Source organism: Prosthecobacter sp., assembly GCF_046154365.1.
Classification (GTDB): Bacteria; Verrucomicrobiota; Verrucomicrobiia; order Verrucomicrobiales; family Verrucomicrobiaceae; genus Prosthecobacter.
On sequence record NZ_JBJXFV010000078.1, the window covers coordinates 15,370 to 27,302 of the forward strand.

At 57.4% G+C, this 11,933-nt stretch carries 17 protein-coding genes and 1 pseudogene; 13 read left to right on the forward strand and 5 right to left on the reverse strand.

The annotated features are described in order from the left end of the window. Positions 1-24: 24 nt before the first annotated feature. The 5 genes from ACKVY0_RS10430 to ACKVY0_RS10450 all read right to left on the reverse strand — a co-directional run bounded on the left by ACKVY0_RS10430 (position 25) and on the right by ACKVY0_RS10450 (position 3,067). Positions 25-300, reverse strand: a complete 276-nt coding sequence (locus tag ACKVY0_RS10430; RefSeq protein WP_409214757.1) for a hypothetical protein — start codon at positions 298-300, stop codon at positions 25-27. A 126-nt stretch (positions 301-426) separates the two neighbouring features. Then, positions 427-1,050 carry a hypothetical protein gene (locus ACKVY0_RS10435; RefSeq protein ID WP_409214758.1) on the reverse strand — a complete coding sequence of 208 codons (624 nt, stop codon included), beginning with the start codon at positions 1,048-1,050 and terminating at the stop codon, positions 427-429. Positions 1,051-1,590: 540 nt separating this feature from the next. Next, complete coding sequence (locus ACKVY0_RS10440; RefSeq protein ID WP_409214759.1) at positions 1,591-1,863, reverse strand: hypothetical protein; 273 nt, start codon at positions 1,861-1,863, stop codon at positions 1,591-1,593. A gap of 119 nt (positions 1,864-1,982) precedes the next feature. Continuing rightward, positions 1,983-2,360 (reverse strand): hypothetical protein, encoded by a 378-nt coding sequence (locus tag ACKVY0_RS10445; RefSeq protein WP_409214760.1) that lies wholly within the window; start codon positions 2,358-2,360, stop codon positions 1,983-1,985. 158 nt (positions 2,361-2,518) lie between these two features. Next, positions 2,519-3,067: a DUF695 domain-containing protein gene (locus ACKVY0_RS10450; RefSeq protein ID WP_409214761.1), complete on the reverse strand. Its 549-nt coding sequence runs from the start codon at positions 3,065-3,067 to the stop codon at positions 2,519-2,521. Positions 3,068-3,157: 90 nt separating this feature from the next. Between ACKVY0_RS10450 and ACKVY0_RS10455 the strand changes: the two genes are divergently transcribed. The 13 genes and pseudogenes from ACKVY0_RS10455 to ACKVY0_RS10515 form a co-directional block, all read left to right on the forward strand. Further along, a complete protein-coding gene (locus tag ACKVY0_RS10455; protein ID WP_409214762.1) occupies positions 3,158-3,883 on the forward strand; it encodes a hypothetical protein in 726 nt (241 codons plus the stop codon). Next, entirely contained in the window at positions 3,837-4,190 is a 354-nt protein-coding gene (locus ACKVY0_RS10460; protein WP_409214763.1) for an ArsR/SmtB family transcription factor, read from the forward strand. Before ACKVY0_RS10455 ends, ACKVY0_RS10460 begins: the two co-directional genes overlap by 47 nt. A gap of 70 nt (positions 4,191-4,260) precedes the next feature. Then, positions 4,261-5,076, forward strand: coding sequence for a tryptophan synthase subunit alpha (gene trpA, locus ACKVY0_RS10465; RefSeq protein ID WP_409214764.1), 816 nt, complete (start codon positions 4,261-4,263; stop codon positions 5,074-5,076). A 9-nt stretch (positions 5,077-5,085) separates the two neighbouring features. Then, the gene (locus ACKVY0_RS10470) at positions 5,086-5,328 is read left to right on the forward strand and encodes a hypothetical protein (protein ID WP_409214765.1); all 243 of its coding nucleotides are present in this window, start codon (positions 5,086-5,088) and stop codon (positions 5,326-5,328) included. A 13-nt stretch (positions 5,329-5,341) separates the two neighbouring features. Further along, positions 5,342-6,154 (forward strand): diaminopimelate epimerase, encoded by an 813-nt coding sequence (gene dapF / locus ACKVY0_RS10475; protein ID WP_409214766.1) that lies wholly within the window; start codon positions 5,342-5,344, stop codon positions 6,152-6,154. Between the two features lie 51 nt (positions 6,155-6,205). Continuing rightward, the gene (locus ACKVY0_RS10480) at positions 6,206-6,601 is read left to right on the forward strand and encodes a four helix bundle protein (RefSeq protein WP_409214767.1); all 396 of its coding nucleotides are present in this window, start codon (positions 6,206-6,208) and stop codon (positions 6,599-6,601) included. Positions 6,602-6,655: 54 nt separating this feature from the next. Further along, on the forward strand, positions 6,656-7,537 hold the full coding sequence (gene dapA / locus ACKVY0_RS10485) for a 4-hydroxy-tetrahydrodipicolinate synthase (RefSeq protein ID WP_409214768.1): 882 nt from the start codon (positions 6,656-6,658) through the stop codon (positions 7,535-7,537). 38 nt (positions 7,538-7,575) lie between these two features. Continuing rightward, positions 7,576-8,172, forward strand: coding sequence for a hypothetical protein (locus ACKVY0_RS10490; protein ID WP_409214769.1), 597 nt, complete (start codon positions 7,576-7,578; stop codon positions 8,170-8,172). Further along, a complete protein-coding gene (glp, locus tag ACKVY0_RS10495; protein WP_409214770.1) occupies positions 8,169-9,365 on the forward strand; it encodes a gephyrin-like molybdotransferase Glp in 1,197 nt (398 codons plus the stop codon). Before ACKVY0_RS10490 ends, glp begins: the two co-directional genes overlap by 4 nt. A 44-nt stretch (positions 9,366-9,409) precedes the next feature. Next, on the forward strand, positions 9,410-10,012 hold the full coding sequence (locus ACKVY0_RS10500) for a hypothetical protein (protein ID WP_409214771.1): 603 nt from the start codon (positions 9,410-9,412) through the stop codon (positions 10,010-10,012). Next, positions 9,967-10,725, forward strand: a complete 759-nt coding sequence (locus ACKVY0_RS10505; RefSeq protein ID WP_409214772.1) for a sigma-70 family RNA polymerase sigma factor — start codon at positions 9,967-9,969, stop codon at positions 10,723-10,725. The genes ACKVY0_RS10500 and ACKVY0_RS10505 overlap by 46 nt, the downstream gene beginning before the upstream one ends. A 46-nt stretch (positions 10,726-10,771) precedes the next feature. Continuing rightward, positions 10,772-11,311 carry a hypothetical protein gene (locus ACKVY0_RS10510; protein ID WP_409214773.1) on the forward strand — a complete coding sequence of 180 codons (540 nt, stop codon included), beginning with the start codon at positions 10,772-10,774 and terminating at the stop codon, positions 11,309-11,311. 300 nt (positions 11,312-11,611) lie between these two features. Then, a pseudogene (locus ACKVY0_RS10515) lies at positions 11,612-11,933 on the forward strand (citramalate synthase); the annotation flags it as partial.

Sequence of the window (11,933 nt, forward strand, 5' to 3'; positions counted from 1 at the left end):
ATTCGGGCTGTTGCCAGCATCCCTTTAATGTTCGGCGGCATTTGTGCTCTTGGTAACATCGATCTCGTAGTCTTCGTCTGGATATGCCTCTCCTGTGATGCAGGTAAAGCAGGACAGCCCCACCTCGGCTGATCCGATAATCCAGATGGGCTGCCCGCACTGGCATCGCTCGCCTCGCTGGGATGCGGCCATTGCATGACGCAGTCGCTCAGCGAGGTCCGCGCGGCCTACATCGGGATTGGCGCGCAAATGCAATTCGACGTAATTGTCGAGCCGAATGGGGGTGAAACCGGTCTTCATTTTTGTGTGCCGAATCATGGCGGATCGCTGGAAACGTGCAAGAGCGCTCCCGCCGAACGTCGAGGTGTGGCACCGGCTACCGGGAGCGCCACTCCGCAACAGGGTTAAGGGTTGTAATCAAGAAGGTCATTTCGACTCGGGGCGGCTAGCCGATTGACCACCACCGTCTTGTTCTGCTTTCGGCGATATCCAATGTCCGGCCTCGAAAGACAAAACGAGATCCCTCACTCGAAGTTCCTCATGACCTCGATCTGGTAAAAATCTGTAGATCCAGCGCGAAGCGAAATATGCCCCCGCAAGCGACACAGGAACAATCATCCACGACGAAAAGTTGGGGAACAACACAAAGAATACGAACACGCACGCCGTGAGGAGCCCGAAGTATATCAGTATCGGAACTGCGTCTTGGCCTTCGGGTGTGATGCGGTCATGGCAGTCAAACCGTGACATATCGACTCCATTCTCATGCATCGCTTCGAGAAGTGAGTAAGTATCATCTCCGGCGATTCCCAAATCAGATTCAAGTCTTGAATCGCATCGGAGCCTCGATCGAGGAATGCCGCACTCCAGATCGATCAAGTCAATCGCCTTTTTCGCGGCCTTTGCTCGTGTGAAGATCGTCGCCATTTTTTGAGCAGAACGTCCCGGATCAGGCGACGGCGAGCGCAAGACGATGCTGACACGACAGATAGCCTTCGAGCCGTTGCCTGCATCCGTTTTGTTCGGCCTCTTGTCGTTCGGTGGGTGCATGTGAATGGCATATCTGGATCAGGGCTGTTCGACGCCGTCAATGGCACCGACCTGAACGGCAGTTACCTGACGACGGGCCAAATACAAGCCGCGCTCGTCACGGAAGATGACCCCCTTCAGGTTCCAGGCCCAGCAAGTGCTGGCGTCAGGATGCTCGGCAGTCGGACGGCACTCGCAGAACACAAAAATACCTGGAGAGACATCCTCTCGAGAACATCTCACACTGATCGCAAAAGAGTCCGCACGACCGACAGATCCAAGGCGTGGACCAGCCCTATTGTTCTTTCCGGCTGAGAAGGTCACGGATACCTCAATCCGGTGTCCGGCATCAAGTCGCTCCTCAACCATCGGTCTCAAAATGCTTGTGACGATGAAGTCCGAAGTCGCGACATCGGGTAAGACTTCGATCCTGGGGTTCATTGTGCTTCGTTCTTGGCCGAACGTTCGGATCAGGCGACGGCGAGCGGGAAGCGTTGATGACACGACAGATGCCATACGAGCCGTTGCCTGCATCCGTTTTGTTCGGCGGCAGATCGTGAATCACTTTAGTTTCAAGTCAGTGACTAAATCCAGCGATGCAACCCGTCTGCTGCCGTCGGCCAAATAAACGATAACTGCGTGGTCATACACATCCACTCGCGCCTCCTTCGGAATATGCCACGCAGAATTAGATATGCCGTCGTGCTGATGCTCCCAAATCATGCCACTAATCGCCGTGCCTATAGTAAGCGGTGGCGATGGCTGGGCCGGCCGCGAGCAACCAGCAGTCAAAAGTGAAATCGTGAGTGCTGAAATATAGAGCGCGATTTTCATAAAAGTGTCATGCCGCCGAACGCTTCGGATCAGGCGACGGCGAGCGCAAGACGTTGCTGACACGACAGATAGCCTTCGAGCCGTTGCCTGCATCCGTTTTGTTCGGCTTCATTGGTCAGTCACGGGACAGGAGGGAGGCGCAGAGAAGGCGCAAGAATCACGTCGGAGGGTCTGATGAAAATATCTCTCTTTCGTCCTTCTGGCGTGCCGAGGTCTCTCAACTCAATGAGAATCATCTTCTTCCCCGTCGGTGTCTCGCGCACTAGTTTCACCCTCTTCAAGTTGGGTGGGCTGGGAGCGCCAAGTGCCATACGAATAGCTTCTGATACGGTGAGCCGTTGATCAGGCTTCATCTGGATTTCAAACTTGTGGTTGTTGAGTCCAATGACCGTTGCTACGGAGGTGCTCGACGCGGCAACCTGCCGGGGACCGAGTGCAAGGAGCATCGCGCTGAAGAACAGAAGGTGAATAGTGCGAAGGGCGGACGTGGCATTCATAACGGGTTTGGAGGTGGACTCTGTTTCTTCGCCGAACGTCTCGGATCAGGCGACGGCGAGCGCAAGACGTTGCTGCCACGACAGATAGCCTTCGAGCCGTTGCCTGCATCCGTTTTGTTCGCCTTGATTTGGCCAATGGTCAGCTCAATAGTCATGTTCTAGACAATCTGCTCGGGAAAGTAGTTCTTAGCATAGCGATCAATGAATCCCCATTCGGGATCCTCCTGAGTGTCAAAATCTATCATGTCGTCTGGAAAGAGAAGTCTAGCTTTCTCGAACTGTCGTTTGGCGCTGTGGTGATCAACAACGTAGTGATAGTAGATGCGTTTACCTCCGAACGTCTCAATCAGCACGGGCGAACCGACTCCGCTGTCTCGCATGACTGTGATCATGGCCAAGTCTAACTCAGCCAGAGCGTCATTGTATGCGGGTTCAGGAAGTCCGTTGGGTTCTCGCTCTGAAAACGTATGAGTGATGATGGCCAACGTTGGAAGCTCCTTGCGGCGAGACGGAAATGGCAATCGATCGATACGACGAATCAGCAACGGGAATCCTTCATACGTGTGACTCGATATGACCCACATGCGCTGAGCCCTGATCTCAAACCAAACAACGCAGCCAATCAAGGCAGCAACAACTCCAGCAATTGAGTATACGACAAGCACACGTGTGACGATGTTAGTTAGGCGAACTTGATGATCATTCACAGATCGTGTGCTTTGTCAGCAGCTTTATAGGCGACGGTTTTGTCGAAAAAGTACGGCCTGCGGCATTCATGGGTGTCGTTTTACACGCCTATGCCGTTGCTGGGCAACGAAAATGTGGCTTTGCAACGGCATAGGAGGGTAAATTCCATGTACGAATATTCCAAACCCTCAATCCAAACTGGAGGAACGGCTGAAGAAGCGCGCATTGCTGCCATGGATGCGGTCGTGATTCACGGCGATTTCGTTCCAGCAATCAGCCTTTTCCCAAGCATTACCTGCCACTGCGTTCCAGCAACCCTCTATTTCCTGGCGGTTAACGACGATTTCATTCAGGTAAACAGCGATTTCTTAGCTGTTAGCTGCGATTGCATTCCAGTAATCAATGATTTCTCTGCCGTTAACAGCCATTGCGTTCCGGTAATCAACGATTTCTGCGGTGTTAACGACGATTGCGTTCCGATAATCAGTCATTTCTCAGCCGTTAACGACGATTGCGTTCCGGTAATCAACGATTTCTGCGGCGTTAACGACGATTGCGTTCCGGTAATCAGTGATTTCTCGACCGTTAACGACGATTGCGTTCCGGTAATCAGTGATTTCTCGACCGTTAACGGCCATCGCATTCCGGTATTCAACGATTTCCCTGACGATGCCCTCCGTTTCATTCCTGCACTCATCGATTGCAAGAGAGATGGCGGCGATTGCGTTCCGGTAAAAGATCGTTGCAGGGGCCGTAACGGGCCTTGTGACCTCGCCACCCGCCGCCGCCATGAGCCAGCCCGCTGCCACCACCGCTCCGCCTCCCGCCAAACCTGATCCGGTGCGCCTGCTGTGGGCGCTGGGAGATGCGGTGCGGCTGGGGATCGTGCGGGAGCTGGCGGCGGGGCAGGCGCTGAACGTGCAGATGCTCGCCGCACGCCTGCGGCGTGACCCGGATCTCATCTCCAAGCACCTGCGCGTGCTGCGAGACTGCGGTGCCATCCAGCGCGTGCGCCCGCCGGAAACCGACGGGCGGCAGCAGTTTCATCAGCTCCCGGAGAATTCATGGCACCCTCTGCCAGAAGGAGGAGCAGCCGTGGACTGGGGCGTGGCGCTGCTGCGGTTCCCGGCCGCGCAGGGATAAAAACCCACTGCGACGGTCTTGATGCTCTCGCCTCGACAGCCTGCCTTTCGCGTGCTAAACCGCACGCCCCATGTCCGCCCCCACCAACCGCATCGACGCCCGTTTTGCCCAGCTTCGCACCTCGCAGAAGAAGGCATTCGTCGCCTATGTCTGCGCCGGTGATCCCACGCTCGATGCCACCATCGACATCGTGCTCGCGCTGGAACGTGCCGGAGCCGACATCGTCGAGCTAGGCGTGCCGTTTTCCGATCCGCTGGCCGATGGCGTGGTCAATCAAATGGCCGCCGACCGTGCCCTGCGTGCCGGAGCTTCGACGCCACTCGTGCTGGAGATGATCAAGAAGCTACGCACGAAGTCGCAGGTGCCGCTGGTGCTCTTCACTTACCTCAATCCCGTCTATACCTACGGCTATGAGCGCTTCCACATCGACGCGGCTGCCGCTGGAGCCGATGGCGTGCTCGTTTTGGACCTGCCACCGGATGAAGCGGCCCAAAACGTCGAATTGAAGCCCACGCCGGAGCTGCGGCACATCCAGCTCATCGCACCCACGTCACCACCGGAACGCATCGCCAGCATCGCCAAGAGCGCTGAGGGCTTCGTTTATTATGTTTCGCGTCTCGGTGTCACTGGCGCACAAGCGGAAATCGCCACCGGCATTGCCGAGCAGGTCGCCATCATCAAAGCGGCGACCGATGTCCCTGTGTGCGTCGGTTTCGGCGTCTCCAATCCCGCCCAAGCCGCCGAAATCGCCAGCAAGGCCGATGGCGTCGTCGTCGGCAGTGCCATCGTAAAATTGATCGAGCAAAACGGCGCCAGCCCTGATTGCGCCGCGAAGGTCGAGGCCTTCGTCAAACCGCTGGTTGATGCCGTGAAGGCGTTGGCATAAGATCAGGCCATGGAAGCAGAACAAGTCAGACACATCCTCACGACATCCAACGGACGTGCGTTCAAACTGGTCATCGCCGGAGGCAAAACCTACGACGTCCCTCATCCTGACTATGTGCATATCCACCCTTCGCAGCGTTACCTGACGGTGTTCACCAGTGACAAAGGCTGGCAGTATGATGTCGTGGATCTTGAACACGTCTGTTCCATCGAGGGCCTGGGCTATGCCGAATTCGCCGGATCGAAAGTTTAATCCAATACGCTCTATGACTCTCTCCTTCACCAAAATGAACGGTGCCGGCAATGACTTCGTCATGCTGGACAATCGCGATCTCAGCCTCGCACTGACCAAAGACCAGATCGAAAAGCTCTGTGACCGCCATCGCGGTATCGGAGCCGATGGCTTGCTCTGCGTCGAGCCAGCCACCGACGGCGGTGACTTCAAAATGCGCTACTACAACGCCGACGGCGGCGAAGCGGAGATGTGCGGCAATGGGGCGCGCTGCTTTGGCCGCTTCGTCAATCACCTCCACGGTGACAAGCTCGTGAAAATCCGCTTCGAAACCCTCGCGGGCATGATTTCCGCCGAATTCGAGGGCGACCGGGTGCGCATCAACATGAGCGCCCCGCACAGCCTCAAGCTCGCGCAAACCTTGCCCGTCGCTGACACCGAACTCACCGTCCACAGCGTCAACACCGGCGTGCCGCATGCCGTGGTGTTTGTCGAGGACCTCGACGGCGTCCCTGTATGCGAATGGGGTGCCGGATTGCGCTACCACGAGGCCTTCAAACCCAAAGGCACCAACGCCAACTTTGCCAAAGTCGTCGCCCCAGGCAGCATCGCCATCCGCACCTACGAACGCGGTGTCGAAGGCGAAACCCTCGCCTGCGGCACCGGCATGGTCGCCTGCGCTCTTATCCATCACGAACTCACCGGTGCGCCCAGCCCCGTAAGTGTTCTCGTCAAAGGCGGCGACACGCTCAAAGTCGGCTTTGAGGAGACCGCCAAGAGTGAGTACACGAATGTGACGTTGTTTGGTCCGGCGGACTTTGTGTTCACGGGGAGCGTCTCGATCTGAGCGGACGTTCTCGGCATGGAGGAATGGAAAATGGAAAATGGAAAACTGAAAATGGATGAGCGCATCGGCAAGCTCGACTGGGCCGAGGCAATGGAGGAGCGTTTCATCGAGTTTGCCGCACGCTGCGGGGAAGTGGTGAACGCGCTGCCGGAGACGAGGCTGGGCAAGCACATCGCGGGGCAGTTGGTGCGATCTGGCACCTCGCCCGCGCCCAACTACGGAGAGGCATGCGCAGCCGAAAGCGCGGCGGATTTTGTCCACAAGCTGGCCGTGGTGCTCAAAGAACTGCGTGAGACCCGAGTCTGGCTCAAACTGGCCATTCGCAGCAAATGTCTTCCGGTAAAACGCTTGCAGCCCTTGATTGATGAATGCACGGAACTGATGAACATCGTTGCCAAATCCATCGTAACAGCAAAAGGCTCCGCTTCATCCCGCCGCCGTCGCTAACGAGCGCTTCATTTACCATTTTAAGTTTTCCATTTTCCATTCCTTCATCCTCCCATGTTCGCAGGCACACACACAGCAATCGTCACCCCCTTCAAAAACGGCCAAATCGACGAGGCCGCGCTCAAATCCATCATCGACTTCCAGTTCGACAACGGCGTGAGTGGCATCGTGCCCTGCGGCACCACGGGTGAGTCGCCCACACTGGATTACGACGAGCATGAGCGCGTCGTGAAGCTCAGCGTCGAGTTCGCGAAGGGCCGTGGCATTGTCATGGCGGGCACGGGATCAAACTCCACGCGTGAGGCCATCGAACTCACCCAGGAAGCCGAAGCAGCCGGTGCCACCGCGTCGCTGCAAGTCGCCCCCTATTACAACAAGCCGACTCCCGAAGGCCTGTATCAGCACTTCAAAGCCATCGCCGACAACACCAAGCTCCCGCTCATGCTGTACAGCATCCCCGGGCGTTGCGGCATCGAGATCGGCCTCGATGTGCTGGTGCGTCTGGCGGAAAACTGCCCGAACATCCGCTCCATCAAGGAAGCCGGTGGCAATCCTGAACGCGTCAGCCAGATGAAGCAGGTGCTTCCGGCTGATTTTGAGATCCTGTCCGGCGACGATGGCCTCACGCTGCCCTTCATGTCCGTCGGTGGTGTCGGCATTGTCAGCGTCGCATCAAACCTGATCCCAAAACCGATCAGCGAGATGGTTCAACTCGCCCTCAAAGGCGATTACGCCGCCGCTTTGAAGATCCACACGCGCTACTACCCGCTGTTCGCCGCGTTCCTGAAACTCGCCACCAATCCCATCCCGATCAAAACCGCGATGGCTTTGGCCGGACACTGCACCGACGAACTGCGTCTGCCACTGGTGGGTATGGAACAGGCCAAAATCGAGGAACTCACGGCCACGCTGAAGAAGCTGGGCATCATCGGGTAGCCGCTGGACAGTTTGCTCCGCATGCGCATCAATGGCGTATGCGGGTTCTTCGTTTCACCAGCCTCCTTCTGCTTCTGGGACTCCCCAGTTGCAGCTACCTCATCGGCAAAGCCGCCGGCTGGGGCATGTTTGACAAAAAACTGGCCAAGAACAACCGCCTTGGCGAAGCCAAGGTGATCGGCGTGATCGAACTGGTGAATCCGGAGCAGAATTATGTGCTCATCAACTGCGAGCAGCGGCTGAACATTCCTGCAGGCACGGAAATCGTCTCGCAAAACGCCGACGGCTCCAAAACGAAGCTCAAGGTGACACCTGAACGCAAAGGCAACTACATCACGGCGGACATCCTGGAAGGATCGCCACAACTGCGCGACATCGTGTTGTACAAGATCAAGCCGGGCGAAGTCCCTGCCCCCGCTCCGGTGACTACCACAGCAGGAGGTGCTGTCGTGCCGCTGACACCGGTCATGCAGGCGGATGTGATCCCACCATTGGACGCGCCGTTTCAACCGCTGACACCGGTCAAGCCCGCTCCCACTCCTGCACCGCCTTCACAGCTCAAAGCACCACCTGCACCGCCGTCAGAGCCTGAACCAGCCCCAGATCTCAGCAAGCTGCCGCCTGTCGTCCGATGATTTCTGAAAGCGCAGCGCTCGAACGCATCCTGGCAGCGGTGGCACCGATGCAGGCCGTGTCAGAGGCATTGTTTGACGCCCTGGATCATTATGCAGCGCAAAATGTGACCGCCACCGTGCCGATCCCGGCTTTCGATCAATCGTCGATGGATGGCTACGCGCTTTTTGCTGCGGAAAGCGCAGGCAAAACAGCACTGCGGGTCACTGGCGAACAGCCAGCAGGCTTGGATCGCGGATTAAAGCTCGAAACCGGCTGTGCCATCCGCATTTTCACCGGTGCGCCGATTCCCACCGGAGCAGATGCGGTGATCATGCAGGAGGATGTGCGGCGAGATGGCGATCATATCGTCTGCCAGGAACCAGTCGTTGCGGGCGAAAACATCCGGCTTGCGGGTGCAGACTTGTGCCTCGGCCAGATCGTGATGCGTGCTGGTGAGAAAATCACCCCCGGCAGGCTGGCAGTGCTGGCGTCACAAGGCTTGAAGAAAATCCAGGTGCATGCGCTGCCGCGTGTGGCGGTGCTGAGCACGGGTGATGAACTGGTGCAGCCCGGCGCAGGTCCGTTGCAAGCGGGACAGATTTACAACACCAACGGCCTCATGCTGCGTGGCCTGCTGGCGCGCCTGGGCATTCGTGACAGCACGCAGGTTCATTGCCGCGATGATTTGCAGGACACCATCGACACCTTGCGGAGCTTGATGGATGAAAACGATGTCGTCCTGCTCAGCGGCGGCGTTTCTGTAGGTGATCACGATCAGATCAAGCCTGCGCTGCAACAACTCGGTGTCGAACCTGATCTCTGGCGGGTGAAAGTGAAGCCAGGGAAGCCGTTTCTCTATGCTACACGCCATGAGCCGCACACGACGCATATTTTCGGACTGCCCGGCAATCCGGTGTCCTCCTTCGTGACCTTCCTGCTGTTTGTACGTCCTGCGTTACTCAAGATGATGGGAGCCTCAGATCATGCTTTGGTGCCACGTTTCGTGCCAGTGGTGGCCGGAACTGCGCTCGATAATCCCGGTGATCGTCCACATTATCTGCGTGGCACGCTCACGAACGGTCAGTTCATGCCCTTCGGCCTGCAACAGAGCCATGCCTTGCTCTCATTGAGCCGTGCGGAGGCCCTGCTGCGACTCGAAGCCGGTCAAACTCTGCAAGCAGGCGATGCGGCGCAGGCGTGGTTGCTGGATTGATCGGTTGCGCACTCAACGCGGCCATTCATTCTGCGCGACTTCACATGGAACACGTTCTCGTCATCACCCGTCGTCTTTTCGATGATCTCGGCAGCTTTCAAGGCTTTCAAGCCGATGCCACGCGCTATCTGCACGCGATGCTGGCCCCTGGAGCCAATCATTTCATGGAGCGTCCCGCTGCTGAAAAAGATCCCACGCACAAGCAACTCATCCCCTACACAATCTTCCATCACGCGGGCCGTTATGTGAGCTACACCCGCGGCGGCAGCTCGGGTGAGAAACGTCTCGTGGCAAAGCGCTCCATTGGCATCGGCGGTCACATCAATCCGGTGGATGCTGGCCAGGATGGTCTTGGCGAAACGATGTATTACAACAGCGTCGAGCGTGAAATGGCCGAGGAACTGGTCATCGGCGGCACGCACACGCAAAAGGTCATCGGGTTGATCAACGATGACGCGACCGAGGTCGGCAGCGTGCATCTCGGCGTGGTGCATTTCTTTGATCTCAGCAGCGACGACGTACAGTCGAACGAGGATGCCATTCAGGATCTGCGCTTCCACACGTTGGCGGAACTGCATGCCATGCGCGATCAACTCGAAACGTGGTCACAAATCTGCGTGGACCATCTCTGGAGCGTTCAAAAATAACTGAAATCAGCCGCGCGGGAAGAAATGCTTGTCTGTTTGCGCAACGAGTGGTTTCCTTTCCCTTAATGGAAGAATCACCTCTCAGCGCCGCAGCGGCTCCCATCGCTTCGCTGATTAAACCACCCGCGCCCAACAGCAGTGCTGCGGAGGATCGCATCCTCGTGGACCGGGCGCAGGCGGGTGATACGCGCGCCTTCGACGACCTGGTGCGCAAATACACGCCCAAGCTTTACGGCCTCATCTATAACATGACCTCGAACCGCGAGGACACCGCCGATCTGCTGCAGGACGTGTTTGCCAAAGCCTACCGCTCGATCAAGCGCTTCATGGGCAAGTCCTCGTTCTACACCTGGATTTACTCCATCGCGGTGAACATGAGCCTGAACTTTCTCAAGAAGCGCGGACGCTATCACAAGGTGAGTCTTGACGATGTAGATACGGGCATTGAGAACGATCCCGAGTTCATCCGTGTGACCACGGCCAACAGCGGTACGCTGCGTGAAGTGAACATCCATGAGCTGCAAAAAAGGTTGAACGCAGCCATGATGAAGCTGTCCGAAGACCACCGCACGGTGGTGACTCTGTATGATGTACAAGGTCACCAGCATGCCGAAATCAGCAAGATATTAGGAGTCTCGGAAGGGACGGTCAGATCCAGATTGTTTTACGCCCATCGCCTGCTCCAGACTTATCTTGAAGATTTTGTGAAATAACTCCGCGCCATTCACGAAATAAAATAAACACAATCCACAGCACGCCATGAGTGAGTTTGAAGACATCCAGCGGTTGATCCGATTGAAACGGTTTGAGCAGCCCGGAGAAGGGTTCACGGAAGATTTCCTCCAGCAGTTTCATCAGCGCCAGCGGGCGGAAATGCTGAAACAATCGTCCCTGGAACTGCTCTGGGAACGCACCACCACTTGGTGGGGCAATTGGCTCGTGCCCAAGTGGGGCATGGCTTTCGCTGCTGTGGCCGTTTGCGCCATGGGCCTCTGGATGTTTTCGCAAAGCGCTGGCGATTCCGCGCCTGCGATCACCTCGGTGCCAGCGGCGGCCCCGACATTCCCGGAAAAGCCCTTCATTCCCAAGATGGATCTCAGCGATCTCCCCATGGCAAACATGGCCGAACGTGGCAACGCCACGCTCGAAGACACGCTGCTGCGCAAACATCTCGAAGTGCGTTCCTCGCTCGAAGGCAATGTCCTGCCCTTGCCCACCACAGGCTGGCAGAAGCTCCCCGGCCTGAATGATCTGACTCCCGCCACGGCACATGGCGCCGAAGAAGGCGCAGGCAAATAATCCGGCTTTTTCTCCCCACGGCTGGCGACCATGTCGGCTGTTGAAACTTCTCTTTGCCAGCAGGTCGGACCCGGCGTAAAACTTTCGCCGTTCATGGTCAACCGCCCTGACATCTGCCCAATCAGCCGAATTAGCATCGGACTCCTCTGCGCCTGACGCAGCCGAGGGAGTCCGTTGGTTTGATGCATGCCCGCGCTTAAAGCGCCCCCCGGCATCCGGCGTCCCGGAACTTTTGGCAACTGCCATCCGGCCTGAATTCTCATTGCATACCCCTGCCACCCTCTCCATTTCCATACTCACATGTCTCCAGTTACCATCTACGACACCACCCTGCGCGACGGCACCCAGGGCACGGGCATCTCTTTCTCCACCCTCGATAAAATCCGCGTCGCCGAGCGACTGGATGACTTCGGCGTCCACTACATCGAGGGCGGCTGGCCGGGCTCGAACCCGAAGGACGCGGCCTATTTCCAGGAAGCCGCCAAGCGCCCCTGGAAGAACGCGAAGATCACCGCCTTTGGCATGACCCGACGCGGCAAGCTGAAGGTGGAAGATGATCCACAGGTGCAAATGCTGCTCGATGCGCAGACGCCCGCCGTCACCATCGTGGGCAAGACCTGGC